We start from the raw sequence: 26,704 nt of genomic DNA, 5'->3' as shown, positions 1-26,704 counted from the left end.
TTATCCCCGGCGCTCCGCCATCAGAGACAAGGCATTTACCGCTGCCACGGTGACCGGACTGCCGCCTTTTCGCCCCTGATTGGTAATAAATGGAACATCGAGTTTAGCCAATTCCTCCTTGGATTCGGCGGCGGAGACGAAGCCAACCGGCATGCCGATGATCAATCCCGGTTTTGCCACTCCTTCCTTGACGAGCCGGATCAGTTCCAAAAGCGCGGTTGGCGCGTTGCCGATGGCAAAGATGCCGCCTTCCGCCTCCTTGACCGCCTTGCGCATCGAAATGATCGCACGTGTCGTATTGAGCCGCTTGGCCTCTTCCATCACGTCGCGGTCAGAGATGTACACCTTTACCTCACCGCCGAACTTCTCAATCCGCCCCTTGCTGATGCCTACCTGAACCATCTGTACGTCGGCAACGAGGATTTTCCCGCTGCGAATCGCCTGGATCCCCGCTTCTACCGCATCGGGGTGAAAGAGCAGGCTGCGACCGAGGTCAAAATCAGCCGAAGCGTGAATGACCCGCTGCACGACCGGAAACTGTTCCGGTGTAAATGAATGTTCGCCCAGTTCCTCGGTGATGATCGCAAAGCTCTTTTCCTCAATTTCCTGCGGTTGAACCGTCAACGGTGTAAACTCCGTGTGAAACTGCATGGTCTGTCCCTCCTTTGAGACAACGGTTTAATTCATCTAAAACGCCGGTAAAGTCGGAGAATTTTGCCCCGTATTCAATCTTTGGCCGAGTGATCACGATCGTTTCAATCCCCAACTCCAGCGCCGCTTCCAGTTTTTCATCGACCGCACCGACTTTGCCGCTCTCCTTGGTGATCATCAACGTGACGCCGTAGTGCTTGTACAGCGCCCGGTTCAGCTCCTTGGAAAAAGGGCCTTGCATAGCGACGATGTTTTTTTGTTCAATCCCCAATTCTTCACATTTTTGCATGTTGTCCAGGCGCGGCAGCATCCGGGCCACTAGTGTGGTATCAGGCAGGCCCAGCAGCCGCTTGGCAAAGATCGCGAGGGTCTTGCTGCCTGTGGTCAGCATGATGACACCTCGCTTCTGCGCGGCCAGTTCCGCCGCCTCGGCGTAATCCGCTGCCAGCGTCACCTTCGGATGATCATGGTAGGAGAGGCTTTCCCGTTCGTAACGGATGTACGGCACGCCGGCTTCACGGGCGCCGCTCATCGCGTTTTTCGAAGCTTCCTCCGCAAATGGGTGGCTGGCATCGACGATGGCCTGGATGTTTTTGCTTTTGACCAATTCGACAAAATCATCGGCGGTTAGTCTCCCCACCTGCACAGGGAGGCCCGCTTCCTGCATGCTTTTCGCCGCGCTTTCCGTCACGACCGTCGTCAGCAGCGAATAGCCTGCCTGCCGGATCAACAGCGCCAGTTCACGCGCATCGCTTGTTCCCGCTAAAACGGCAATCATGGATGGATCCGCCTCCTCATTTCACGTGAACGTGATCATGCTCATGATCGTGGTCGTTCTCATGGTCGTGATCATGGTGGTGATGGTCGTGATGATGACCGTGGTGGTGATGGTGATGGTGGTCGTGATCATGGTGGTGATGGTGATCGATATGTTCCATGGCGTCCAGACGGTACTGGCAAGTATCGCAGTTCATCTTCACTTCTCCCTGCATCGCTTCTCTCACCCGATCGTGAAAGACCTGGCGAAGCGCGGGATGGAAGCCGAAGTAATGGGTCATCGTAAAGGAGACATCCGCATGCCGGCCGCGAAACTCCTCCAGCATGGCTTCCATCCGCTTGATCAAGACTCCCGTGAACAGGAAGTAAGGCAGGATCACCACCTGGCGGGCGCCAAGCTTCAAGCAGCGTTCCACGCCTGCTTCTGTCAGCGGGCTGGTAACGCCGATAAAGGCTGTCTCTATCGCCAACACCCGGAAGCGTTCCCACAACATCCGGGATATTTTAAACAGATCGCTGTTGGCATCAGGATCGCTGCTCCCTCTGCCGACGATGAGTACAGCCGTCTCGGATCGCTCCTCTCCCGGCAGAATGCCGATTTCCGCCAAACGGGAGGAGAGAATCTCCAACACCTTGTCGTGCACTCCGATCGGCCGTCCATAGACGAACTCCACTTGCGGATACCGCTCCTTCATCTCATCGATCGCCGCCGGAATGTGAATCTTGGCGTGTCCGGCGGCGAACAGCATCATCGGGATGACCACTACGCGAGTCGCTCCCCGTTTTACACAGGCCTCGACGCCTTGAAAGATGTCAGGCCGTTCAAATTCCAAAAAGCAGGTTTCGACGATCGGCACTGACAGCTCCTGGGCCATCGCTTCGACAAATTTTCTTACCTCGAGATTCCCCTCCGGGTCCCTGCTTCCGTGTCCGACAAACAGCAATGCGTCCATATCTTTTTCTCCCCTTCGTTTCGATTTGGGTCCCGTCAATCGCCGCAGACGGCATTGTCGATGACCAGCACCGGCACCTCCCGATGTTCAAAGCCTTCGACCTGTTTCACCCGCTTGAAGTACTTGTGAAACCGCTCGTTGGGGAATCCATCGGTTATATAGCGGTTCACGATCCGCTCGACTGTCTCCACCAGCGCCTCCGGCTCGATCCCCTCCGCCACCGGCTGTCCGCTGTGGGCGTTTCGGCCGACTGTCTTGGCACCGAGAAACAAGTCGAATTTCCCCCGGCGGTAAACGATGCCGATGTCTTCTTTTACCGCTCCGTAACAAGTCATCCCGCAGCCGTTAAATCCGATCCGCAGTTCTTTCGGCGCACTGCGCCCGTTTAACCGCTGGTACAGCTCTTCCGCATACGGGATGGAGTCATCTTTTTCCCCGTTGCAAAAGTCACACGCTTTGAGCTGAACCACATCGCCGATCGGAGCGAGCAAGAGTCCTTCTTCCTGCAGCTTGGCGGTGATTTGCTTCGGCTCCGTCGTTGGGACACGCAGGATGATCTGGTGGTGGGGCGTGTACTCGATCTCTCCCGATTCACCCGCCAACTCCGCCATCAGCATCATCTGGGCAGGTGTAAAGCGCTTGTTGGCTACTCCCGGGCTCACCGCTACTTCGAAGATCGATTGCTGCTGGAACAAGGGTGAGGCGAAAGGCGTATGATTCACTTCGTCCCCTCTGCTTCCCTGAACGAGCAGCAGGGCTTCCATAGCCAGCTCATAGGAGCTGGGCTTGGCAGCAGCAGTACGCACGGCGGCGGCAGACCGTGTATCCGAAGCGGCAGGTCGTATCTCGGCAGAAGTCTGGATGTCCGCAGCCGCAGCTTGTAACCCGGCAGAAGTCTGGAAGTCCGCAGCCGCAGGTCGCAATTCAGCAGCAGTCCGGTTATTCGCAGCACGCGGTGCCTCCTCTTCAAACTGGGGCAGCGCCCAAGGCTCTGCCTCCGGTTTTAAGCGCTGGTGAGGTTTCAACGCCTGCTCATCAGCCGTCAGCGTGTACTTGCGCTGGTAGCCCCGCGGCGTAATCATTTTCTCATCGTATAAAAACGTCGCCGAATTCCCGATGATGACGGTCGTCAGCATGCCGATATCGTGATCCAGCATTTGCTCCAGGGTGGTGATCACGACCTGCTCCCGGTCGCGGTAGGCGCTCTTGACGATGCCCACTGGCGTGTCCGGCGAGCGGTATTTCAGCAGGATCCGCTGCGCCTCGACGATCTGTCTGGTGCGCCGTCCGCTGCGCGGGTTGTACAGCGCAACGACAAAATCGGCCGCCCCCGCCGCTTCGATCCGCTTGGCGATGATCTCCCACGGGGTCAGATGGTCGCTCAGACTGATCGTACAGGCGTCGTGCATGACCGGTGCCCCGAGCAGCGACGCACAGGAGTTGATCGCGGAAATTCCTGGAATCACTTCCACTTCCACCCCTGTCGCCTCCGTCCAGCCTTTTTCGATCAGCACTTCGTAGACCAATCCGGCCATGCCGTAGACGCCGGCATCCCCGCTGGAGATGACCGCCACCTTTTTGCCGGCTTCCGCCTGGCGGACCGCCTCCTGTGCGCGGCTCACTTCTTCCGTCATTCCCGTACGGACGATCTGCTGTCCGGTCAACAGCCCGCTGATCAGGTCCACATAGGTGTTGTAGCCGATGACGACATCGCTCTCTTCGATCGCTTCCTTGGCCCGTTTGGTTATGTGTTCAAAGCTGCCGGGTCCAAAGCCGATGATCAACAGTTTGCCTTTCATACCCACACCTTCCTCTCCTTCCATTCTGCAGCCGTACGCGGGGGAATTCTCCCAGAAAACGACGCCTGCCGTTCGGGAGGCAGCGCTTCCCATAAATCGAACAGCAGCGGTACGCCGAGGTGAAGCTCTTCCAGAGCGGCTCGCTGGGAAAAGACTTGGTCCGGAGTGCCTTCCAGCACCAGCCGTCCTCCATCCAAGACAAAGATCCAATCAGCCCACGCGTAAGCCAGGTCCAGGTCGTGCGTCGCCAGCAGGATGGCAGTCCCCGCCTGATGAATCTCCGCCAGTTCAGCCATCAACTGCCGGGTATGCAGCCGGTCCAAACAAGCTGTGGGTTCATCCAACAGCAGCAGTTGGGGCTGCATCGCCATCACCCCGGCCAGCGTAACCTGACGCTTCTGTCCGAGACTGAGCTGGTGGATCGGGCGATCGAGCAGCGCCTCCAAATCAAATCGCTGGGAGATCGCCCGGACTCGCCGCACGATCTCCTCGTCAGTCAGGCCGATATTGCACAAACCGTAAGAAATATCCTCGCCCACCGTGCCCGCCACCAATTGTTGTTCCGGATCCTGAAAGACCAACCCTACTGCCTGCCGCAGCGCCAGAAGCGAACTGCGGTCATAACGCAGCGGCTCCCCCCTCCAGTTGATCTGGCCCTGGTTAGGGCGGAGGATACCGTTTGCGTGCAGAAAAAACGTCGATTTCCCGCTGCCGTTGTGACCCAACAGGGCACACTTGCGGCCAGCGGGAATCCGCATGGTCAATCCGGCGAGCGCCTGATGACTGGCACCCGGGTAGGTAAAATGTATATCATGAAATTCTATCAGCCAATCCAAGGCTTCACCTCCTCGTCAACCACTCCAAAGCGATCAGTGTGAGACATCCCAGAACCGCTTCGGACAGATATCGTTTTGATCGCACAAAACGGGCAGTCGATACCACCCGGATCTCGCCCGAAAACCCTCTGGCCGTCAAACCGACCAACAACTGCCGGTACCGCTGCCACGTCCGGCCAAACAGGGTAACTGCCAGTTTTGCCACATCTTTTAGCGTTTGGCGAAAGCCGCTGTGCCCTCCTCTTGCCTGCTGTGCCACCCAAAGCTGTCCAGCCACCTCCAGCAAGACAAAGACGAAGCGGTACATAATCGACAACAGCTCGACCAGGACCACGGGCATCCCTAGCCTTCTCAGCACCTGCAAGAGCTGCCCTAGCGGCACGGTAAAGAGGAGAAAATACAGACAGGCAACGGACGCAAGCGCCCGGGTCAGGACCGTAAACGCCCGCAGTAGGCCGCTCGGGCTCAGGTACACATAACTGCCTGCCACCGGTATGGCAGCCACGGCATTTGCCACTGCGCTGCCAGCACCTTCGCCGCTGGCAGCTTCCAGGCAAAGCGGCGGCAAGCTCATCAGCATGAAGGCGATTGGGAGCAGCAGCAGCCGCAAATAAGTTCGCCAGGGAATCCCCGCATACCTCACGATCCAGAGACTCGACCAGGCAAAAATAAGCAAATGCACCTGCCAGTGAGCGAACAGCGCGATCGCCAGCAGGGAGGCGGCGAACAGCAGCTTCTGATCTGGCGGAAGCTGCCGCAGCCGATTCGTATAGGCGTACGAATCAAACGGAATCTTCATGCGCCTGTCCTTTTTTTGCCGACCGGCCCCGGAAGAAACCGAAGGCGTAACCGACTACACCTGCGCCGATCGCCGCCTGCAGAGCGAACAACAAACTCTCCGTCTCCGAACCCGGCGGCTCAAAAATCGGCTCAAACCACGGCTCGTAATCGGGTGCAAGTTCCCCAACCGCCTCTTCAGCCGCATCGTCTGACCCGCCAAACTCCGACCCGTGAATAAATGCCAGCGGGAGGACTGCCAACAAGATCACCGCGACCAAAATCGCGATGGTAAGGTAGCGATTCGATTTGCCCATCCTTTACACACCTCGCTTTGCGGCCAGAAGTTGTTCCAACTCAGTCCGATTGTAGGTATGCAGCCAATTCCACACCAGGACGGTCAGCAGCCCTTCGCTAATGGCGAGCGGCACCTGTGTCAGGGCAAAAATCCCGGCAAACTTTACAAAGGAAGCGAGAATTCCACCTGATTCTGCGGGAAACGCCAGTGCAAGCTGCAGCGACGTGACCAGGTACGTCGACAAGTCAGCCAGTGCCGCTGCGGCAAAGACAGCCAGTTTTTGCCGCTTGCCGCCGCGTGACAGCAGCCGATACACGCCGTATGCGACAAATGGCCCTACGATCGCCATCGAAATGGCATTGGCCCCGAGCGTCGTCAATCCGCCGTGAGCAAGCAGCAGCGCCTGAAACAGCAGGACGAGGCTGCCCAATACCCCCATCGTCAGCGGGCCAAACAACACAGCCCCCAGGCCGGTTCCGGTCGGATGCGAGCTGCTCCCGGTCACAGATGGCAGCTTTAAGGCGGACAGCACGAATGCAAACGCCCCGACCAGTCCGAGCAGCAGCTTTGTTTCGGGATTCGCCTTCGTCGTACGCTGAATCTCCCGCAGGCCCAAGAGAAAAAACGGAATAAACAAGACCCACCAAAAGACAGCCCAGCCAACCGGCAAAAAACCCTCCATGATATGCATGGCATGTGCAGTCTGCGGCGTGTTAAATGACAAATACAGCACCAGCGCGACAATTCCCATTGGAACGAATAATTTCCGTTTCATGAATATACTCCCTCTTGAGACTCTGTTTTTCCCCAATCAAAAAAGCACCTTCAGAGAATACTCCGAAGATGCTCCATCACCTGACAAGTCGCCCGGCTAACCCTAGACGGCTGTTCAAACTATGTACACCTCCCTCATCCTCGTGAGTTTGACGATGTCGATTTCAAGGCAGGTCTCCTGACTCCAGTTCATCGCATAAACGCGCCCTTCCCATTCTTCAAGAACAGTGGGTTGTGTAAGCGTTATGCTCCCTGTTACAGTGGCGGGACCGTGCCGGACTTTCACCGGACTTCCCTATTAAGTTGCCGATTCAAGCAGAAGAATCGGTCAACACCTTGAACGTTCCATATGCATTTTTTCGATAGAAATTATATTCATGATAGTAATAGTTTCCACCTGTTGTCAATCTCTTTTTATTTGATGGCTGAGGGTCAGACGACTGGAGGTTTCTCCAATGGCGCCTCGATCGATTCCTGAAAGATCCTGCATAATCCGAGCATCCCCTGTCTCAGCTCATCCTCACTCATGCTGGAAAAACAGATTCTCAGATGGTGAAACTCCGGTTCACCCGGGTAACAGACCCACCCGGGGAGAAAGTTGATCTTTTCGCGAGACGCCGGAACGACCAGTTCTTCGGCACGCAGCCAGGGAGGAAGTGTGATCCAGATATTGCATCCACCTTGCGGCACGGTCCAGCGCACTCCTGCCGGAGCGTGCTGCTCTAAGACGGACAGGGCGAGATCTCTCCTGCCGAGCAGACGTTGCCGCAACTGCTTCACGTGTTTTTCCATAGAGAAAGACTGCATAAAGGAGAGGATCGCCCGCTGTGTCAGAAGCGGACTCCCCCAGTCTGCCGCTGCCTTCGCAACCATCAAACGGTTGAGGAATCTGCCGTTGGCGGCAAGAACAGCCACTCGGCATCCAGGGGCCAGTATTTTGCTAAAGCTTTTCAAATAGATGACATGCCCGTGCTCATCCATGCTTTTTATCGGCGGTGGCGGGGCTTTGCCAAAGTAGATTTCACTCCAGAGATCGTCCTCCAAAATGATGCTGCGATAGCTCTGCGCAAGATCGAGCAGCTGGGTACGCCGACGCTGGCTCATGAGGGCTCCGGTCGGATTCTGGTACGTGGGCATCGTGTAGATCAATTTTGGCGGATACTGGTCGCAAAGGGAAGCCAACAGGTCGACCCGCATCCCCTCCTCATCGACCGGAACAGACAGAACGGTCGCTCCTCTCGCTCGAAACACGTCGATGGCAGCGCTATAGGTAGGCACTTCTGTCACAACGACGTCACCAGGCCCGATAAAGCTGCGGGCCACCTGGTCAATCCCCTGCTGGGCCCCGTTGGTGACGATCAGTTCTTCCGGGTGTAAGTTGAGGCGGAAGTTCTTGGCGTATTCGGCATATGCCTTGCGAAACAAACCATCCCCCTGCACTGGTCCGTACTTGAACAAGACTGTTGGATCATCACGGAGCGCATTCTGGACGGCTGATGTCAACTCTGCCAGCGGAACCAGTTCGGGATGAAGCGAGGTAATCGAAAAAGAAAAACCGTTTTCAGGCTCTGCCTGCATACTCTGCCAAACCTGAGCCCGCGGCAGGTAATCCGCAACAGCATGCTGCCACTCATAACAGGAAACCTTATTGGGTTGCCCAGTGTCCCCAACCTCGTTCTTCGCCTTTCCAACAAATGTACCTCTGCCTTGGATCCGTTCGATCAGCCCTGCTTCTTCCAGCAGCCGATACGCCTCAACGACAGTCATAAAGCTGACATCACACTGTCTGGACAAGCTGCGAATGGAGGGCAAAGGAGTCCCTTCCTCTAACGATCCGAAACGAATGCGCTCGGAGATTTCCTGATAGATTTGCCTGACCAGGGGGACTCCGGACTGGCGCGTAAGGTTGATCTGCATGCGTTCTCCCCTCTTCCGGAAGTGTTATGTATCACTGTTGACTGTTATGTATATCACTGCTGTATGTTTTTTCTAAAGATTATAACACTCCGGGTTGGAAAAGGGGATATGGATAAAATGATTTATAGCTATCTGCTTATGTGTTTGATTTACGGAACAACCTTTTATGCCATCAAAGCAGGCATTGATGCCGGATTTTCTCCCTTTCTGTTTGCTGCCATCCGTTTCGGTACAGCAGGAGTCCTGATCATCGCGTTCCTGTACCTGAAGAAATCATCTCTCCGGTTTACCCGCAGGAACATGTTGGATCTGATCTACCTGGGCGTATGCATGACCCTGATTCCCTTTGCCGCACTCTACTGGGCCGAACAGTACATCTCCTCGGGACTTGCCGCCTTGCTGTCTGCTTCCGGACCGATCATCGTCAGTGTGCTCAGCCTGTGCTTCGACCGTAAAAAGATGCCTTTGTGGCAGTGGATGGGGCTCTTGATCGGATTTGCAGGGATCGGGCTCGTTGTCTTTCCCCACTTGGAAATAGGCGTCTCAACCCTTTGGCTGCTGGGTTCGGCGGGAATCCTCCTTTCCGAAGCCGTTTTTGCCTGGGGCGCGATTTTTTCCAAACGGCTGCTGTCGGGCGGTCTGACTCCGCTGGCGGTCAACGGGTTTCAGATGTTCTTTGGGAGCATCGGACTGCTGGTGCTCTCCCTGATGTTTGAACCGATTCACTTCACATTTTCCCAGCCTTATACAGCCGTGGGAGCACTGTTTTACCTGATCGTATTTGGGTCGATCATCGCTTCTGGCATTTACTACTGGCTCGTCAAACGGACGAATCCCTTGTTTCCCTCGACGTGGCTGTACGTTTCTCCGGTGATCGCTTTAGCGGTAGGGGCTGTTTTCCTCGATGAACCGATTTACCCGCTCGGCATAGCTGGAACGGTGTTGGTCATTGGCGGAGTCATTTTGACCAGCTTCAGGGACTGGCAGAAAATGTGGAAATCGGCCCACCATGCCGCAAAGAGCTAATGGCCGGCCTGCCAGGGTCTGCTTGGCGCGTGCTGATGGTGATGTCCGTGATGGTGCTGTTCCCGCTTTACTACCTTGGGCTCGGCGCTCCCCTCAATCCGGCGGCGAAGCGAGTAGGGCGTCATCATCAGGCCAGGTGGGGTGTATACCCTCGCAGCTTCCCCGTCACAAACCGGACAAATGGTTGTCGCCGCAGCCTCGGCCATGCCCAGCCATAGGTCAAAATCGCCGCACTTCGCACAACAAAACTGGTACTTTGGCATCGTCAACATTCCTTTCCTCTGATCAAAACCAGGTTGAGACTACAGAAGCCGCAGCTGAAACAGAAAAAATGGGCTCACTCCGTTCATGGCACGCCAACAGGGAAGCTGTACTGGCCGTCGACATTCCAAAAAACGACACGTCGACCAAAAATAACTGAAAGTATTTCAACGTAGAATTTGGTCGACAAGCGTGTGCCGTTTTTTTCCGTTCGGACTGGGGTGGCTTCCCAAGGCCTGCGTTCGCTCCATTTTTTCCGTTTCCCCCTTCTGCAGTCCCATCTCTAATGACGAAGTCGTCTGTTACCTCGGCAAAATATCCTGCTCAAAAATCGCCGTCGGGATCGAAATGGTGCAGCAGGCGTTCGGGATGTCGACGATGCCGCCGATTCTCCCCTCTACCGGTGCGGTACCGAGCAGCATATACGCCTGTTCACCGGTAAAGCCTTTTGTCTTCAAATACTCGATGGCGTTCAGACAAGCCCGCCGGTAGGCGATATGGGCGTCGAGGTAGTGCTGGCTTCCGGAATGCTCATCGACGGAGATTCCCTCGAAGACGAGGAACTCGGAGTAATGCGGGTCGACCGGTCCCGGTTTGAAAATCGGATTGTGGATGATGTTGTACTTGGCCATTCCGCCTTTGATGATATCGACGTGCAGATCTACCCAACCCGCCATCTCGATGCCGCCGCAGAACGTAATCTCGCCGTCACCCTGTGAGAAGTGCAGATCGCCCAGCGACAGCTTCGCCCCCTCCACGAAGACCGGGAAGTAAATCCTCGTTCCTTTGGACAGGTTCTTGATGTCGCAATTCCCGCCGTTTTCGCGGGGAGGAACCGTCCTGGCCCCTTCCCTCGCCACGCGCTCAAACTCGGCCCCTTTAAGCGAGCCCAATACGGCGCTGTGCGGATTAGGCAGGTTGGCGAGCGGGGGAACGCGGTTCGGGTTTTGGGCGACGAGCGCTTTTTCCCTGCTGTTCCACCTGTCCAGCAGCTCGTGGGACGGAGCCACCCCGATCAAGCCGGGTGAAGAATGCCGGCGAATTTTACCCCGGGAACATGGCGGGAGGTAGTGTAGATCCCGTGAAAATCCCAGATCGACTTGGCCGCCTCCGGAAAGTGTTCCGTCAAAAACCCGCCGCCGTTATTCCGGTCAAAAATGCCGTTAAAGCCCCACTCCGCCCCCTGAATCGCACCGATATCCAATATATCGACGACGAGCACGTCCCCCGGCTGGGCGCCGTTCACCCAAACCGGTCCGCTCAGCACGTGGACGCGATTGAGATTCACGTCGCGCACATCCGAGGGATCGTCGTTATTTTGGATTTGGCCATCCGTCCAGTCTTTGCATTCGATCCGAAACACCGCACCGGGATTGACAGAGACCGTGGCGGGAATATCCGGATGCCACCGATTGTGCCCGGGAGCATCCTGCTCCTCCATTGGCTTGTTCAAATCCACGCGAAACAGCACTTCCGGCATAAGCGTTCCCCCTCTACATGGTTGGTTGAGTGCACTCACCACCATGTCTATTCCCGGGGCGACGCCGTTAGGACAAATGGAATTCGACGGTCCTACTGTTTCCTACCGCTTTGCAGAAGTATTTGCAGATCGATCGGGACCTCCTCATTGAGTTTGAGGACTTGAAGTGCTTGTTTTAGGAAGGAAGGGACTGCCTTACGTGATCGTGGTACAATTTGCTAAATAAATGAGCCGAGGACATTGATATTCTGTCCTCGGCTTTCTGCTCATTAATCAAGTCCTGATGCCAGCAGCCACTTACCATTTACATTTTCAATTTTGATGGTCAATGGATCAGATGGTTCATCAAGTACTGTTATATCTAACTCAATTTCTGCCACATTCTCTTTTTGACCTTTTAGCTTGGCGGTATCAATTAGGAATTTTGTTGCCCAACCGTGTCCGCCACGATCCGTGTCTACATAAAGCTTCCCTTCATAATCCTTATAAAGAGGGGGGGTTCCTTCATCCAGCACCAGGTAATGAGAATAAAATCTGTTTTGCGCAAAATCTTCAGTAAATACTTCCTCCACCGCTTTCTTCAAATCCGCTACTGATTTGAAATTTTCCTCAGTGACAAGGGCGTACCCAGCTTCACCCGGAATCGTTTTCGTCGCATCGATTTTGAAGTATCCAGGCGGGTTAAACATTCCATACACATCTACTGCCTTCGGAATAAGCTCGTTGAGAATATCTTTACCTTCTTTATCAGTAAGATTGACCGAAGAGCTTTCTGTGGTATTCGTGTTTGTTACTTCGGTTTGACTATCCTTGGCACTCTCACAACCAACAAGTAAAACTGAGATAGCCAAAAACAAAAAAAGTCCCCTTATTATCCTTTTCATAAAAACCACCTTTATTTTCATTTTTTAGTAGATCCTTATAAGGAGACGTAATGAAAATCGTATTTGTTTCGCTTTTGAAATAATATGTATTACGTTCTATAAAATTACGTACCCATCCATGAAGTGGAGCTTTGTCGAAGCCGAATCGCATTTTCTCAATAATTTGATTTATGCATCCGGGATTACCCGGGCTTGTTGGAAGAAAATGGGTGGATGAAACCCGTTATCCAATTGTGAATCATTCAAAAATCAGATACTTGTAATAAGCAAAAAACTCCCTGAACAGCGAATAGACATCTCGCACCTCAAAGTAATTGGCATGAGCCGAGTAAACCTCTGCGAATCCCAACTTGGAAAAGGCTAATTTTGTCCTGCTGATATGATAAAACTGTGTGATCACCATAACAGATTCCAACCCCATATCATCTGCAATCTTTCTGGTGTTCTGTGCCGTCATCATTGAATTTACTCCCATGCTGTCGGTCAGGATCTTGTCACTGGGTATTCCTTTTTGGACCAAATACTGCTTCATGACTTTGGCTTCATCAAAACCTTCCGCCCCCACCCCGCCGCTTACGATAATGTAAGGGAAATAGCCGTCCTGATAAAGCTCAACGGCTTTCTCTAAGCGATATCGTAACCGTTCCGACGGTCTTCCATCTGTTTCAACCTTATTGCCCAAAACAACACCTGCATCAACCTGTTGCTTTTCATCAGTTAAGCCATCAATCGATATGGCAATCACATGCACCACAAACCAAATCAGCATAAGACACGCTATTCTTAACGTTATTTTTTTCATAAAATGAACTCCTGCATCGTTTATTGCAGCTCGTTTTCCCTTCGTGTTTACATATCTGTTTGAATACTTTTTAATTTCCAGTCGTTATTTTCCAACGTAAAAGTGAGCTGCAAGATCCCGCCATAGCCCTCTTGATCGTCTCTCCAGACCTCGTACTCCGTGATGAATTGGCCTTCATCATCTAGCTGGTAAGATCTCTGGCGAAAGGTTCTTCCTTCCTTCATAAACGGAATTGTAATCATCTCAGAACCCACTTTATACACAAATTGATTGTCTTCTATAGCTGCATCGCGGGAAATATGCTGCATGATTTGTTCCGTATCTCCTTTGATCATGGCTTGAAAAATCTCTCTTGCTTGCATATCGATCAAATTTCGCAGCTCGTACGTTTTACGGTTTTTCTCCACTTCTTCTTCGTATTTCTCCAACCGGCTTATTAGCTCCTCATTTTGTTCCTGTAGTTTGTTAATTTCCTGGATAAACTTTTCAGCTTCTCCTATTTCCAAGGTATCTGCTATACAACCTGGAACCATCAATACGATGAGAAACAAAGCGATAAAATGTCTATAGTTCATCTCGACGGTTGACACCCCCCAACAAAAAAAGCCATGCATGCAGAACGCACTCATGGCAGATGTGCAAAACAGGGCGCTGGACTGTTAATGCCTCGCCCGATCGCCATGCAACAAACTATTTCCCCTTGTTTCGCGAATGCTGGTTGACGTAGCGAAAAATTCCCTTAAATTCGTTGTACGTCCGGTACGGCTTGCTCAGGATGCGAAACGGCAGAGAGGACAAGAAATGGCTTAGATCTTCCCTGAATTCCTTCGTAATGCGCTGCGGCTTTGACAGGATCCGGTCAAAGTAGCGGCTGTATATTTCCGCAGGAAGATCGGGATTGATGATGTTTTCCTTGCCGCAGCCGTTGCAAGTCACTTTATAGAGGACGTTATTGACGTAAATAACCGTATGCTGCGACTGGCCTAAACAGTCTATACAGTACAGTTCTGTATCAAACCTGGATTCATTCATTCCGCTCTCCTCCCCTGAATTTGATCGCGTTACAGTTCACCAAGGCATATGCTCTTGCGTCACTACATCTATTTTCTATATTATACCAGAACATCCTCGGGCAAGAACAGATTTGGAGGGAACCTGAATACCTATTTTCTCACTTGTTCTACTTCCACAAAAAATACACGTGTGCCAAATCGGATTTTTTTGTGTAGAACTTTACACAAAAAATACATTTCCATTGACGAAAAATTCACCCCTATACTATCATAGAGAAGGACAGATGTTGGTCGGGGACATCCCTGGCTTTTTCTTTTGGGTATGCATCCTACTATGACGAGGTGATCGACAGATGGTAAAAGGAATCGCAGCTTCACCAGGATATGCGGTCGGTGACGTGTTTTTGTTAGAGGAAGCCGAAATGGTTATTCAAGAGGATAAAATCAAGCCGGAGTTGGCTGATGCAGAATGGGAAAAAGTAAAGCAAGCTTTTGCACATACGAAATCTGATCTGGAAAAAACGAAAGAAGATGTGGCCGAACGCGTTGGCGAACATGAAAGCGCAATCTTTGCCTCTCATATCATGATTTTGGAAGATCCGACGCTGAGCGATGAGATCGAAAACGAGATCAAGACAGACAACAAAAACGCCGTTTGGGCGACGAATCACGTCTTCATGGGGCATGCGGCGATCTTTGCCGCTTTGGACGACGATTACATGCGGGAACGGGCAGCGGATTTGAAAGACATCGGCAACCGCGTGTTGAAACACCTGCTGGGAATCCACTCTTCCGGATTGGATGATGTGACCAAGCCGGTCATTTTGGTGGCAAACGACCTGACCCCGTCACAGACGGCTCGCCTGGACAAGCAGCTCATCAAAGGGATCATCACAGAGATTGGCGGTCCGACCAGCCACTCCGCGATCCTGGCCCGCAACCTGCAAATCCCGGCTGTGGTCGGCTGCGCCAATTTGATGCAGCAGCTTGACCAGGATTCCACGATCGCCTTGGACGGCTTCACTGGCGAAGTCACCCTGAATCCCTCGTCAGATTTGGCTGAGGAGTACCAAAACAAGCAGAAGGCCTACCTGGAACGAATGGAATTTTTGCGTGAATCGGCTTCCCGACTAGCTGAAACAAAGGACGGAAAGCGGATTGAGGTCGCGGCCAATATCGGCAAGCCGGAAAACGTCAAAGCGGTTCTGGATAACGGCGGCGAAGGAATTGGTCTGTTCCGCTCCGAATTTTTGTTCCTGGAACGCAGCACGATGCCTTCTGAAGAAGAGCAGTACACCGCCTATGCGCAAGTAGCCAAGGAGATGGACGGCCGTCCGGTGATCATCCGCACGCTGGACATCGGCGGGGACAAGCAGGTTGATTACCTGCCGATCGGACATGAGTTGAATCCGTTTTTAGGCTTCCGGGCGATCCGCCTCTGCCTTGCGGAAAAGGACTTGTTTAAGATCCAGCTTCGGGCGATCCTGCGGGCGAGCAGCTACGGAAAATTGCGGATTATGTTCCCCATGATCGCAACAGAAGCCGAACTGCTGGAAGCAATGGCTGTCCTGGATGAGGCAAAAGCCGAGCTGCGCGGCCAGAACATCCCGTTTGACGAGGCCATTGAGGTCGGGATTATGATTGAAATTCCGTCCGCGGCCCTCATCTCAGATATATTGGCGAAGCATGTCGACTTTTTCAGCATCGGATCCAACGATCTGATCCAGTACACGTTTGCCGCTGACCGGATGAATGAAAAGGTTGGCTATCTCTACGATCCGGGTCACACGGCCATCCTGCGCCTGATTCAACTGGTCGTGGAAAATGCTCACAGGGAAGGCAAATGGGTCGGCGTCTGCGGCGAAATGGCCGGCGACCCCGTCTTTGCGAAGGAGCTGATCGGAGTCGGCGTCGACGAATTGAGCATGACCGCTACCTTGATTCCGCAAATGAAATACGAGATTGCCCAGCTCTCCTACGAGGAGCTGTCCAAGGAAGCGGCTGCAAAGCTGAAAAGATAAAGGAGGGGGATTCCCCTCCTTTTATTTATAGGCCTTCTCCTATCACGTAACCCGTTTGGTACATCATTTTGCACCTCCCGTCTTTCCATTCGCTACACCCTCTTTAGAAAACGCCAACGAAGCCTGAGAGAATCTCAGGCTTCGTTAGACTATTTCCTGTATTTTTACAGAGAACGGACTGATCCTCCGTCAACAAATACCGTCTGGCCAGTCATGTACGAGTTGGCCGAAGAGAGCAAGAACGCGGCGACTCTGCCGAATTCCTCGGGCTGGCCGTAACGCCCCATCGGAATCCGCGCCTGTTCCTGGGTCTTGACGCTTTCCACGTCGATCCCTTGCCGCTCCGCCGAGATTTGATCAAGCGTTTTGACCCGTTCCGTGAAGATCCGGCCGGGTGCCAGATTGTGCACCTGAATGTTTTCCGGCGCTACCTCGGCAGCGAGTGTCTTCAGCATCGCCATCGTGCCGGTTCGGATCGCATTGGACAGCATCAGGTTGGCGATCGGCTGCTTGACGGACGACGAGGAAACGTTAAGGATTCTTCCTCCGCCCTGGCTGCGCATGATCGGCAGCGTTTCGCGGATCAGCCGGACCACGCTCATCATGTTGAGTTGGAACGCATCCTGCCACATCTCATCCGTCAGCTTGTCAAAGGTTCCGGCAGGCGGTCCGCCGGCGTTTGTAACCAATATATCAATGCCGCCGAGAATATCGTTTGCTCGCTGCACAAGCTGCCGGATGTCTTCCGCCTTCGTCACATCAGCAGCGATCCCGGTGACCGAACCGGGAGCAGCCCCTGTGATCTGGCAAATCTCTTCCGCCACTTCCTGCAATGTATCCTCGCGGCGGCTGGAGATGACCACCTTGCAGCCTTCGCGGGCCAGCTCCGTTGCGATCGCCCGTCCCAATCCTTGGGATGCGGCCGTAACCAATGCACGTTTTCCCGTCAGTCCTAAATCCATGTGAACTTCCTCCTCAAGTGGTTTTTACTTGTATACCGGTGTCACCCAGTCGAGATACCGGTCATCCATTCCGCGGACAGCCCGGTAGTATACCTCCTGTAATTTCCCGGTAACCGGCCCCAGCGTGCCATCTCCCACGGGGCGGCGGTCGATCGAAGTAATGGAGGCAATCTGCGCTCCCGTTCCCGCCAGAAACACCTCATCGGCGATGTACAGCTCCGTCCGGTCAATCGGGCGAATCTCTACAGGGATCTGCAAGTGCTCCGCCAATTGGACAATCTCCCTGCGGGTGATCCCTTCCAAAATGTCGGAGGTAATCGGTGTCGTGACCAATACGCCGTTGCGGACGATGAAAAGATTGGCCGCGCTGGCCTCGGAGACTTGGCCGTCATGGGAGAGCATGATCGCCTCGTCATATCCGTCGGCGACAGCAGCGTCCGTAGCCAAAGCGGGGTTGATGTACGCTCCGCTTACTTTCGCCCGCGAAGGAATCATGTTGTCGGAGATGCGCTGCCAGTTGGAGACGACCGCGGACAAGCCGGACGTGCTGACGTAATCGCCCATCGGGACGGTAAAGATGGCCAATTCGTCCCGCAGCCCCGCAAGGGTCACTTTGATCACCTGTGATCCTTTAAAGGCGAGCGGGCGTATGTAGACGTCTTCGCGATACTCGTTTTTTGCCAATACCTTCGCTGTCCAGTCCACCAGTTCCTCCGCCGTGTACGGGAGCTGGATTTTTAAGATCCGGCAGGAAAGCAGCAGCCGCTGATAGTGTTCCAGCGCTTTTAACAGGTAGAGCTGTCCCTGCTCGGCGTTCCAGTAAGCGCGTATTCCCTCGAAGCAGCCCGTTCCGTAATTCAATGCATGTGTGGCAATGTTCACATTTGCGTCCGCCAACGGCATGATTTCACCCTTAAAAAAACAGTAACCCGACGTGATTTCCTGTTTTGGCGAGGGGCCTTTTGCCGTCTCGGCCATAGCCATAGCACATTCTCCTCTCTGTCAAATCGCTCATCCTATGCCGTGTTTACAAAGATGGATCCATGCACTTATTCGCGCTTGCTGAAACCATTTCCTCTTTGCTGATCGAAATTTCCGCCAATTAAGGAACGAGCATCACCGCTGTGCGGCGTACTCCTGCTGCAGGATCTCCAACTCTTTCACCGAGCGCTCCGCCCAACTGCCGCCCATCTCGCGAAGCCGGGCAAGCTCCTGCTCCACAGCCAAAAGCAGCGACCCGCGATATTCCGGCACCTCTCCCTGGTAAGGCTGAATCGTGCCAAGCGGAACCATGATCTTCTCTTGGAAGGAAAGCGCTCTGCGCTGGTGGAACATCAAGACATCCCCCTGCATGGGATGATGCAGATCGCCCTGGTCCGGATGTTTTTGCACCGCCAGGATTTTGACTGTCGCTTTTGGCGGCATGATTTCCAATACCTCCGCCAGATACTGGCCGGATTTGTACGGTACGCGTACGATTTGATGCACCTGAATCGCTTGCTCCTGCATGTAGATCACCTCATCTATTTTTTATCTGTTGATGGTTTGATACATAAATATGCCGATAGACAGCGCACAGACGATGACAAGCAAGAGAAAAATGCCCATGATAAACTTCGCCTGCCGCTGATCCCGACCGCGCTGATCATCTTTTCTGCCGGTTTGATTGATTTGTTCCTTATCCATAACCCGTCCTGCCTTTCCACCTCGTAAGAATCTCCTGTCCTCATTGTAACAGATTATAGCAAAATGACGACGGTTCACCAGGCAGAAAACCGGCCTTTCCGGGTAAACGTAACAATTTTGTATGATATGATAATGGCAACCTTTCATTTTTTCTTGTAGGAGCGAACACTTTATGAAAGAGAAAATATTGTTGGCAGATGACGAACCAGACATGATCAGCTTTTTAGAGGACGCTTTGGTAAGCGAAGGGTACGTCGTCATCACCGCCTTAAGCGGCGAGGAGGTCTTTTCCCGTCTGAAGGAAAAGCCGGATCTGATCATCCTGGATGTCATGATGCCCGGATTGGACGGCTGGGAGGTTTGCCAGAGCATTCGCCCGCTGGTCGCTTGTCCGATCCTTTTTTTGAGCGCCCGCGGCCATGAGACAGACCGCATCAAAGGGTTGATGGTGGGCGGTGACGACTATCTGGTCAAGCCATTCAGTGTAAAGGAATTTAAGGCACGGATCAACGCCCACCTGCGGCGGGAGCGCAGAGTGGATCATCGCAGACCGAAAGTGGTGCTTCATTGCAAGGATTTGCTACTCGATCTGAATCAGTACCAGCTCTACCATCAGGGGCGCCAGGTTTCCTTGACCGTGCGGGAATTGGAGATCGTCCAGTTTTTGATGATGAACGCGGATCAGGTTTTTTCCCGGGAACAAATTTACGAAAAAGTATGGGGCTTCGAAGCGGACGGGAACTCCGCCACTGTAACCGAACACATTAAAAAAATACGCGCCAAGTTGGCCGAATTTGATCCTATGACGGAATACATCAGTACGGTCTGGGGCTTCGGTTACAAAATGGGAGCCAAGTAAGATGGGCAGCAAGCAATCATTGCGAACGCTGTTTAGCATCGCCTTTGCCTGTGTCCTGTTGGCGAGCATTCTCTGTTCGCTTGCAACCTGGGGATGCAGCCTGATGTTTTTAACGAATACCGATCAGTTCATCAAACCGGCCAACCGCTTCGAAAAACAAATCCCGCAGATTCTAAGTTATGTCAAGCAGGAAGGCGAAAAGCTGCTGGTACCGTCAGCCCAGCCCGCCTTGGAAGAACACATTCCTTCTAGTGGCATCCAGTATCAGGTTATCGACATAAACGGAAATCTTGTCTATGGCTGGCAGAAAGATCGCTATATTCACTCCCGGGAAGAAATCTCCGCCAAACTGAATAAAACCGACGCGATCAACGGCAAGTACGTTTCTTATTATCCCATCTTAGATGCCGAGGGAAATCTCAAAGGGCTTTTCTTGGTCCGATACAGTCTGAGTTTGATCACGAGCAACCTTGACCGGCCGCTCTTTCTCTTCTTGTTTCTCTTTGCCAATTTGGCGGCTCCTTTTCTCTATTTTGTTTTGTTTACCCTCCTTTTCGGCAAGAAGCTTGGGGCCCGGCTAAACCCGCCAATCCAACAAATGATTGAAGGAGCCCAGCGGATCCAACGTTACGATCTCAACTTTACACTGGCGGACGTCAGCGGTTCACGGGAATTGAGCAAACTGGGAGCGGCATTTGAAGAGATGAGACGAGCCCTGCATGCCTCCTTGACGTCACAATGGAGCATGGAGCAAGAGCGACGGGAAATGGTAAGCGCAATCGCCCACGATCTTCGGACTCCTCTGGCGATCGTGCAAGGGCATGTGGAAAATATGATAGAGGGTGCGGTAAAACCGGAACAGGTGCCGAACTATTTGCAGCGAATCCACAGCAATACCGTTCGCGCTGTCCGCCTGTTACAGGAGATGGACGAGATTTCCAAGATCGATCATCCAGACTTCCAGCTCACTTTTTCCAAGGTTGATCTGCTCTCCTTTTTCAAACAGAAACAGATGGAGTGTCTGATGCTGTGCCAACGCAAATCAATTGAATTGACAGCTGATATTCAGTTGGAGCCGCCCTTGAAACAGGCGCATTTGTGTCTGGACATTCACCGCTTGGAGCAAATCATCGACAACTTGATGGACAACTGTATCCGGTTTACTCCGGAAGGCGGGACGATTCGTTGGGATGTCAACGTGAACCTAAACTCACTTCGCTTTGAAATAAGAGACAGCGGTTCTGGTTTTTCCGACAAAGACCTCAAGCAAATGTTTCGGAAATTTTACCAAGGGGATGCTGCCCGCTCCCTGCACAAAGGTCACTCCGGCCTCGGCTTGTACATCGTCAAAACGCTTGCTGAAAAGCATGGCGGAAGCATTGAAGCACACAATCTGACCGAGGGAGGAGCGCAGTTCATCCTCCGGATAAAAGAGAGGGCCCCGGCATAATTCCGGAGCCCTCTCTTCTTTGACGTCATTTTTTGATCGATGGGATTTGCAGGTAGGTAAACAGCCGCCAGATCCATTCGAGCGGACCCATGGAGAACCTGGCGAACCACAACCGACTCCAGATCAACTCCACTCCGTATACCAAAAGCGCAATCCCTATGCCCAGCACAGGGCTGACTTTTCCAAAAAGACCCAGTCCATAGCTGTAAAATATCAGCGTGCACATCACCGATTGCATGATATAGTTCGAAAAAGCCATTCGCCCCACCGACGCAAAAGGGGTCAATATTCTTCTTCCTGCCTGCTTTTGGAAAAGCAGCGCCAGCGACGCAATATAACAAAGTCCAAGCATAGGTGATCCGATCAGAATGCCGAGCACCTGCAGCAAGCTTTTCAAGGACGTTCCTTCAGGCAGCGTGTATGCCAGCAGCAGCGAGAAAAAGCCGAATCCCCCGCACCATGCCGCGATCTTTTTTAACAGTCTGCGGTGGGAAGCAGCGTCATGAAGCACGCCGAATTTGGCAAACGCCGCTCCCAGCAAGAAAAGCCCGAGAATGTTTGGATAAAATAGAATCTGGTTTATCAGACTGCCATTCCAATCATAGAAGCGCAATGCGTGAATCGCGTCGTATGTACCGCTTCCATAAACGGCATTGTCCCGCTCAATCAGCTGCATCATCATCGCTTTTGTCTCCTCATTCAACACCGGTGCGGTAGGGGCCCCGTTCACCGCGAGAAGTGTCGGGACGAGCAGGATCAAGGCAATTCCCCAGATCAGCAGTGTCTTTGCCTTCGCTTTATGGAACAAGAGCAGCACAAAGCCCAGCAGCGCGTAATGCAGCAGGATATCCCCATACCAGATAAACAAGCCGTGAATCAGCCCAAACCCAAACAAGGCGAGCAATCTTCGCACGTACGCACACACAAACCTTTTGCCCTTTTGCTCTGCCTTCTGCTTGAACAAAATCATGCCATAGCCGAACAGAAAGGAAAACATCGAGATAAACTTGTTTTCCACAAATAAAAACCGGAACGCTTCCACCGCTTTGGCCCAAAAACCTGGCCACAATTCAATCTGATATTGAATGGCTTGCAGGGAAGTGCTGAAAAAAATAATATTTACCAGCAATATCCCCAGAAGCGCGATCCCCCGAATCGCATCAAGCACGTGGATCCGTTCATCTTTTCCCAAAACCATGGTTTGTCACATCTCCTCTTCTCATCCTTTTGACAAACCTATCGTATGGGATCATTCTAAAGAACTGATAAAGTTGTTCCTATCACCTGTACACCAAACAAAAAACTAACTATAATAAAGTAAGTGAGTCATCATCCGATGGCACATGAAAAGAGGTAAACTGATACAACAGATACATAGGAGGTTTTACAGGAATGGAGAAACTGGTGACGGCTGAAGCAGCTGCACAACGCCACCCTACATACGAGGTTGAGCCCCTTATCTTAAACCGCTGGTCACCGCGGTCTTACAAGGAAACAGAGGTGCCTGAAGATATCCTGTTCAGTGTATTCGAAGCGGCACGCTGGGCACCGTCCGCCAACAATGAACAGCCCTGGCGCTTTATTATCGCCCGAAACAAAGCGGATCGGGAATTGTTCCACTCTTTTATCTTTCCCGGCAACCGGAACATTTATATTAGGAAAACAAACTGCCGTTAAAAATGCGGTTCTCTAAACCGCGTCTTCAGAGGTGTTGACTTCAATGTATTCCGCAACTCTGCGGTACTCATTGGCAAATTTCAGCTTCACGCTGATGTTGCCATTTTCGTATACCTTGATGGTGTCAACAAGCTCAATCAGAATATCCCTTGTCAGTTTGTTGATGTTTTCATACTTCCGAAAAGTTGCTAAAAACGGGTTTTCTACATCGACTCCATTTTCAAGCTCCGCCTTTTCCTCTTGCAGATTGCTTATAACCTCGTTAATGGCTTCGATTTGCCGCTCATAGTCCTCTTTCATCTGGCGATAATCTTTATGAGAAATTTCGCCGTCTTTCCAGTCCTGATAAATGCTCTGCTTATAGCGTGAAATCTTGGACAGTTCCTTTTCTTTGGAAGCGATTTGTTCATTCAGACGGATAGACTGGCTTTTCTGGAGCGGAGCCTTATTAATCCGTGAAATCATTTCTGAAAGAGATACCGCAATGTAAACCTGTTGCTTGACAGCATACAATACCGCTTGTTCCAAATGGTTGTGCTTCATCGTATGCTTCGTACAAGCCGCTTTGGACTGGTCTTTATAAGTGCGGCAATAGTAGTACACATTCCCTTTAACTGTGCTTCGTGTCATGGCCTTGCCGCAATCAGCACAGCGTAGGAAGCCACTGAACAAATACAACGTTTTTTGTTTCGGCGCGGTACGGGTATCTTTTTTCAAAAGCTCCTGCACTTTGACAAAATCTTCACGGCTGATGATTGGCTCATGTGTATTTTCGACAATGAACCATTCATCCTCAGGAACGGTTTCCTGTACATGGATTTTATAACTCTTGATTCGATAACGACCTTGCACCATATCCCCAACATAAATTCGATTTTTCAACATGTTGGTGACCGTCATGGCACACCATAAAGGGTTGCCGCCCTCGCTATTGGGATTTTTGTATTTCATGCCCTTGCTTTTCTTATACGCTGATGGGCATAATATGCCACTTTCGTTCAACTTGCGAACAATCGCATTTTTGCTCATGCCCTCCAAAAACCAAGCATAAATGCTTTTAACGTTTTCGGCAGCTTCCTCATCAAGTACGAGTGCGTTTTTGTCCTCCGGGTCTTTCAGATAGCCATAAGCGGCAAACGAGCCAATATGCAGGCCTTTTTCACGCTTCTTGTCAAAGGTTCTCCTGACACTTTCCGAAGTCCCCCTGGCATGTTCCTCATTCAGAACACCTTGAACCGGAACGGCGATGTTGTGCGCATTCTGCGGGTCTTTGTACGTATCAACAGGATGTTGGTAAAGAGAAATAAACCGCACATTGTTTCGCGGAAACCAATCGCCAAGATAATAGCTCTGATCGCCACTGTTACGAAAACTTCGGGCGAGGTTCTTAACGGCAACACAATTAATTTTTTTCTTTCGTATATCTGTTAAAATCCTTTGGAAGTCGGGACGTTCTTCATCCGTTGTGCCGCTCACGCCGTCATCAATATATTCGTCAACAATAACATATTCATCGCCATCATCCTGTTGGTCAAAGAAGTCCGTCAAAATAAGCCTTTGGTTGATAACACTTTCCGATTCATTTTTTCCACGTTTGTCCTCGCGCGATAAACGAATATAAAGTCCTACATACCATATCTTCTTTTTTGAAACTGCTTTTACAATGTTCTGCCTATTGGCTACTCTGGCCATGTGTCCTCCTTCCTATCACATTACACCTATATTATACCATTTGGGCGTAATGCGAACCATGTTGTCGAGGGCACAAAGCCGCATTATAGGCCACTTTTCTTGCGTATCATAAAGTTCGTGAGTACCTCTTGAATGGGAGGGGCGGCATCGTCAAATTCAAGCTTTACACCCACCTCACCACAACGGAAACACAACGGATTTTTCAGTTTTTCCAAAACATAAGCTGGCCGCTGTTCTATCGGGAGAGAATTATCAAATTCAAGTGTACATATATCAGCCAATTTCCCGGTATCTACGGTTTCCATATTTACATTCATAAACCGATCAATGAGTTCGGAAGTAATCATTCATCATGCCCTCCTTGATTAGCATGATTCAATATATGCGTTTCCCCGTTTGTCCCGTGAGAAACAAAAACAGCCACCACTTTACAATAAAAGTGACGGCTGTTCATCTGTCCATATACTTCGGGACAAGTTGACCCGAAGTCAATAGGGACTGTCTCGGTAATGTTCGTCAGCTTCGTCAATGGACTTGAAATCAAAAACATAGCGAAGCTCTGAAACTACACGCTGAATATCGTCAGTACCGAAACCACTGTTTTCCATTGCCCAAATGACATAGCCGCGGCAAGCGTTGTTACTCCATTGTTCAGAAAGCATTTCAGCAGAAAGCGTATCTTTTTCCATTTCGATTCCCCTCATGCCAAAGTAAGCGAAGCACCGCGCCGGGAAGTATTGGGCTGTCGTTAGACAGAAAAACCCGGCGCTTCCTCCTGTAGTTTAATAAAAGATAATCCGGACGGGCGGCGGCAACCGCCCTCATGGGAATTTCACCCCGCCCCATGCTGATGGCGCGACGGTCAATGCTGTGAAGCGTTCAAACCGTAAGTATCATATCCTTTGTGTGGGATCATCGCCCGGCAGACTACCACAGTCTGCTTACCGAAGATGGTGTTTGTCGCTCGTTCTCAAACGATTAAATTCGCTGAAAAGTTATGGCGCACTCTGCGGCTCGGCTCCCTCACACATGAAACGTATCCGGGTTATCCGTATTCAGTTATCAAAGATCACTAGCGGAAGAAAACATCCTTCCAATAACCGTGACATTTTCAGGACAGAACCGACCCTCATTCAGAAAAATTTTTCAAATATGTTTCCATGTTCCGAAGCCCCTGACTGATGGATTTGCGAATGTTTTTTTCTGAAACTCCCTCAGCTCGCGCAATCTCGGATTTGCTAATGCCAAGCACGTAATGCGCGTAAATTCGTTTGCCTTGCTTGTCTGGTAAGGCGGTGATAGCCGCATATAACTGTTGGGTTGTCATTTGGCGCTCATAGACCTCGGACGGCGATAGGGCAACGAAGCAAGTATCATGCTCAATTCCGTCACCCCGGTCAAGAGAATAGTGCGCCTTGTGACGGTACATGCGCCGCCGATACGCTTCTTCCTGCCGTTCAGCTTCAAACAGGATTGTTGCTACTTCATCAGGAATATCGAGAAAAATATCATGATTGCAAAACGGGTAAAAATTCCGAAGATTAATTTTAGCCATAGGTTGTTCCTCCATTTCGATTTTTTGGGGGGAATGTTGAATCGAAATGGAGGGGGGGGAGCGGCCGCGGGGCTGGACTTCGGGACAATTTGGCTCGAAGTGAGCAGGCTCGTCCGATAAAATATGTCGATAAAGCTCGTAAACAGTTGAAAAAGGGTATAAAAAAACACCTTCTAGGGAATATCCCCGAAAGGTGTCGAATAAAAAAAGGCCGCACTGATCGTCCCAATATTCACTTGATTTATTAAGGTTATTTGCTACATCCAGCCGTCACAGTAAGGTGACGGCCCCTCATAGACTAAAGAGAATAGCATAACAAAGCCCCCTTTCCTAATGACGCCGATTTAGCCACATAAGAAGATGCGCTTTTACTTGATGCAATCAGTACAAGCGGTAGCTTTCATTTATCTGTTCTACTGTAGTCTTTTCTTCGGAGGTATGTATCAAAAATACAAACATAATATTTTTTTTAGACAATGCGAGTCTCATAAATTCCAATGTTCCTTTTACAAAAATATATTCGGAACTTTGATTTTTAAGAGGAGTGGCGAGAT

Annotated in this window: 28 protein-coding genes, 1 pseudogene and 1 riboswitch; of the genes and pseudogenes, 5 read left to right on the top strand and 24 right to left on the bottom strand. The window is 51.6% G+C overall.

Translation table 11 applies throughout. The features are described from left to right. From ACI7RC_RS18575 to pdxR, 9 genes are all read right to left on the bottom strand, one after another. The gene (locus tag ACI7RC_RS18575; RefSeq protein ID WP_408109702.1) at nt 1-651 is read right to left on the bottom strand and encodes a precorrin-8X methylmutase; all 651 of its coding nucleotides are present in this window, start codon (nt 649-651) and stop codon (nt 1-3) included. Then, complete coding sequence (gene cobK, locus ACI7RC_RS18570) at nt 599-1,429, bottom strand: precorrin-6A reductase (protein WP_408109701.1); 831 nt, start codon at nt 1,427-1,429, stop codon at nt 599-601. Before cobK ends, ACI7RC_RS18575 begins: the two co-directional genes overlap by 53 nt. Nucleotides 1,430-1,445: 16 nt before the next feature. Beyond that, complete coding sequence (locus ACI7RC_RS18565) at nt 1,446-2,381, bottom strand: sirohydrochlorin chelatase (protein ID WP_408109700.1); 936 nt, start codon at nt 2,379-2,381, stop codon at nt 1,446-1,448. Between the two features lie 35 nt (nt 2,382-2,416). Next, nucleotides 2,417-4,180, bottom strand: a complete 1,764-nt coding sequence (cobJ, locus tag ACI7RC_RS18560) for a precorrin-3B C(17)-methyltransferase (protein WP_408109699.1) — start codon at nt 4,178-4,180, stop codon at nt 2,417-2,419. Next, complete coding sequence (locus ACI7RC_RS18555) at nt 4,177-5,016, bottom strand: energy-coupling factor ABC transporter ATP-binding protein (protein ID WP_408109698.1); 840 nt, start codon at nt 5,014-5,016, stop codon at nt 4,177-4,179. Before ACI7RC_RS18555 ends, cobJ begins: the two co-directional genes overlap by 4 nt. Nucleotides 5,017-5,020: 4 nt before the next feature. Then, a complete protein-coding gene (gene cbiQ / locus ACI7RC_RS18550) occupies nt 5,021-5,815 on the bottom strand; it encodes a cobalt ECF transporter T component CbiQ (protein ID WP_408109697.1) in 795 nt (264 codons plus the stop codon). Next, the gene (locus ACI7RC_RS18545) at nt 5,799-6,110 is read right to left on the bottom strand and encodes an energy-coupling factor ABC transporter substrate-binding protein (RefSeq protein ID WP_408109696.1); all 312 of its coding nucleotides are present in this window, start codon (nt 6,108-6,110) and stop codon (nt 5,799-5,801) included. Before ACI7RC_RS18545 ends, cbiQ begins: the two co-directional genes overlap by 17 nt. 3 nt (nt 6,111-6,113) lie before the next feature. Beyond that, nucleotides 6,114-6,866: an energy-coupling factor ABC transporter permease gene (locus tag ACI7RC_RS18540; protein ID WP_408109695.1), complete on the bottom strand. Its 753-nt coding sequence runs from the start codon at nt 6,864-6,866 to the stop codon at nt 6,114-6,116. 150 nt (nt 6,867-7,016) lie between these two features. Further along, nucleotides 7,017-7,219, bottom strand: a riboswitch (cobalamin riboswitch). 78 nt (nt 7,220-7,297) lie between these two features. Next, nucleotides 7,298-8,782 (bottom strand): MocR-like pyridoxine biosynthesis transcription factor PdxR, encoded by a 1,485-nt coding sequence (gene pdxR / locus ACI7RC_RS18535; RefSeq protein WP_408109694.1) that lies wholly within the window; start codon nt 8,780-8,782, stop codon nt 7,298-7,300. 117 nt (nt 8,783-8,899) lie between these two features. Between pdxR and ACI7RC_RS18530 the strand changes: the two genes are divergently transcribed. Beyond that, on the top strand, nt 8,900-9,808 hold the full coding sequence (locus ACI7RC_RS18530) for a DMT family transporter (protein ID WP_408109693.1): 909 nt from the start codon (nt 8,900-8,902) through the stop codon (nt 9,806-9,808). Here ACI7RC_RS18530 and ACI7RC_RS18525 read toward each other — a convergent pair. The 6 genes and pseudogenes from ACI7RC_RS18525 to ACI7RC_RS18500 all read right to left on the bottom strand — a co-directional run bounded on the left by ACI7RC_RS18525 (nt 9,805) and on the right by ACI7RC_RS18500 (nt 14,267). Further along, nucleotides 9,805-10,080, bottom strand: coding sequence for an FmdB family zinc ribbon protein (locus tag ACI7RC_RS18525; RefSeq protein WP_408109692.1), 276 nt, complete (start codon nt 10,078-10,080; stop codon nt 9,805-9,807). The genes ACI7RC_RS18530 and ACI7RC_RS18525 overlap by 4 nt on opposite strands. 291 nt (nt 10,081-10,371) lie before the next feature. Further along, nucleotides 10,372-11,510, bottom strand: a pseudogene (fmdA, locus tag ACI7RC_RS18520) (formamidase). A 308-nt stretch (nt 11,511-11,818) separates the two neighbouring features. Further along, nucleotides 11,819-12,454, bottom strand: coding sequence for a hypothetical protein (locus tag ACI7RC_RS18515; RefSeq protein ID WP_408109691.1), 636 nt, complete (start codon nt 12,452-12,454; stop codon nt 11,819-11,821). A gap of 217 nt (nt 12,455-12,671) precedes the next feature. Further along, a complete protein-coding gene (locus ACI7RC_RS18510) occupies nt 12,672-13,235 on the bottom strand; it encodes a YdcF family protein (RefSeq protein ID WP_408109690.1) in 564 nt (187 codons plus the stop codon). A gap of 47 nt (nt 13,236-13,282) precedes the next feature. Then, a complete protein-coding gene (locus ACI7RC_RS18505; protein ID WP_408109689.1) occupies nt 13,283-13,810 on the bottom strand; it encodes a hypothetical protein in 528 nt (175 codons plus the stop codon). Between the two features lie 115 nt (nt 13,811-13,925). Next, entirely contained in the window at nt 13,926-14,267 is a 342-nt protein-coding gene (locus ACI7RC_RS18500) for a hypothetical protein (protein ID WP_408109688.1), read from the bottom strand. 334 nt (nt 14,268-14,601) lie between these two features. Between ACI7RC_RS18500 and ptsP the strand changes: the two genes are divergently transcribed. Further along, nucleotides 14,602-16,269, top strand: a complete 1,668-nt coding sequence (ptsP, locus tag ACI7RC_RS18495; protein ID WP_408109687.1) for a phosphoenolpyruvate--protein phosphotransferase — start codon at nt 14,602-14,604, stop codon at nt 16,267-16,269. Between the two features lie 164 nt (nt 16,270-16,433). Here the strand turns inward: ptsP and ACI7RC_RS18490 are convergent, their stop codons facing one another. From ACI7RC_RS18490 to ACI7RC_RS18475, 4 genes are all read right to left on the bottom strand, one after another. After that, entirely contained in the window at nt 16,434-17,231 is a 798-nt protein-coding gene (locus ACI7RC_RS18490) for an SDR family oxidoreductase (RefSeq protein ID WP_408109686.1), read from the bottom strand. Between the two features lie 24 nt (nt 17,232-17,255). Beyond that, nucleotides 17,256-18,215, bottom strand: a complete 960-nt coding sequence (locus ACI7RC_RS18485) for a branched-chain amino acid transaminase (protein ID WP_408109685.1) — start codon at nt 18,213-18,215, stop codon at nt 17,256-17,258. Between the two features lie 132 nt (nt 18,216-18,347). Beyond that, nucleotides 18,348-18,740 (bottom strand): kinase-associated lipoprotein KapB, encoded by a 393-nt coding sequence (gene kapB / locus ACI7RC_RS18480; protein ID WP_408109684.1) that lies wholly within the window; start codon nt 18,738-18,740, stop codon nt 18,348-18,350. 21 nt (nt 18,741-18,761) lie between these two features. After that, nucleotides 18,762-18,917 (bottom strand): hypothetical protein, encoded by a 156-nt coding sequence (locus ACI7RC_RS18475; protein ID WP_408109683.1) that lies wholly within the window; start codon nt 18,915-18,917, stop codon nt 18,762-18,764. Between the two features lie 172 nt (nt 18,918-19,089). On the opposite strand from ACI7RC_RS18475, the gene ACI7RC_RS18470 reads away from it, so the two are divergent. Further along, nucleotides 19,090-19,776: a response regulator transcription factor gene (locus tag ACI7RC_RS18470; RefSeq protein ID WP_408109682.1), complete on the top strand. Its 687-nt coding sequence runs from the start codon at nt 19,090-19,092 to the stop codon at nt 19,774-19,776. A gap of 1 nt (nt 19,777) precedes the next feature. After that, the gene (locus tag ACI7RC_RS18465) at nt 19,778-21,226 is read left to right on the top strand and encodes a sensor histidine kinase (RefSeq protein WP_408109681.1); all 1,449 of its coding nucleotides are present in this window, start codon (nt 19,778-19,780) and stop codon (nt 21,224-21,226) included. Nucleotides 21,227-21,251: 25 nt separating this feature from the next. Here the strand turns inward: ACI7RC_RS18465 and ACI7RC_RS18460 are convergent, their stop codons facing one another. Beyond that, complete coding sequence (locus tag ACI7RC_RS18460) at nt 21,252-22,424, bottom strand: DUF418 domain-containing protein (protein ID WP_408109680.1); 1,173 nt, start codon at nt 22,422-22,424, stop codon at nt 21,252-21,254. Nucleotides 22,425-22,618: 194 nt separating this feature from the next. Here ACI7RC_RS18460 and ACI7RC_RS18455 point away from each other — a divergent pair, with 194 nt between their 5' ends. Further along, complete coding sequence (locus ACI7RC_RS18455; RefSeq protein WP_408109679.1) at nt 22,619-22,903, top strand: nitroreductase family protein; 285 nt, start codon at nt 22,619-22,621, stop codon at nt 22,901-22,903. Nucleotides 22,904-22,915: 12 nt separating this feature from the next. Here the strand turns inward: ACI7RC_RS18455 and ACI7RC_RS18450 are convergent, their stop codons facing one another. The 4 genes from ACI7RC_RS18450 to ACI7RC_RS18435 form a co-directional block, all read right to left on the bottom strand. Continuing rightward, nucleotides 22,916-24,595, bottom strand: coding sequence for a recombinase family protein (locus tag ACI7RC_RS18450; RefSeq protein WP_408109678.1), 1,680 nt, complete (start codon nt 24,593-24,595; stop codon nt 22,916-22,918). A gap of 83 nt (nt 24,596-24,678) precedes the next feature. Continuing rightward, nucleotides 24,679-24,942 (bottom strand): DUF6870 family protein, encoded by a 264-nt coding sequence (locus tag ACI7RC_RS18445; RefSeq protein WP_408109677.1) that lies wholly within the window; start codon nt 24,940-24,942, stop codon nt 24,679-24,681. Between the two features lie 141 nt (nt 24,943-25,083). Continuing rightward, the gene (locus ACI7RC_RS18440) at nt 25,084-25,284 is read right to left on the bottom strand and encodes a hypothetical protein (protein ID WP_408109676.1); all 201 of its coding nucleotides are present in this window, start codon (nt 25,282-25,284) and stop codon (nt 25,084-25,086) included. A gap of 440 nt (nt 25,285-25,724) precedes the next feature. Next, entirely contained in the window at nt 25,725-26,150 is a 426-nt protein-coding gene (locus tag ACI7RC_RS18435; RefSeq protein ID WP_408109675.1) for an RNA polymerase sigma factor, read from the bottom strand. Nucleotides 26,151-26,704: the final 554 nt, after the last annotated feature.

Source organism: Brevibacillus sp. B_LB10_24, from assembly GCF_046036945.1.
Classification (GTDB): domain Bacteria; phylum Bacillota; class Bacilli; order Brevibacillales; family Brevibacillaceae; genus Brevibacillus_C.
Note: the sequence above shows the minus strand (reverse complement) of the source record. Positions and strands in the feature narration are given on the sequence as shown.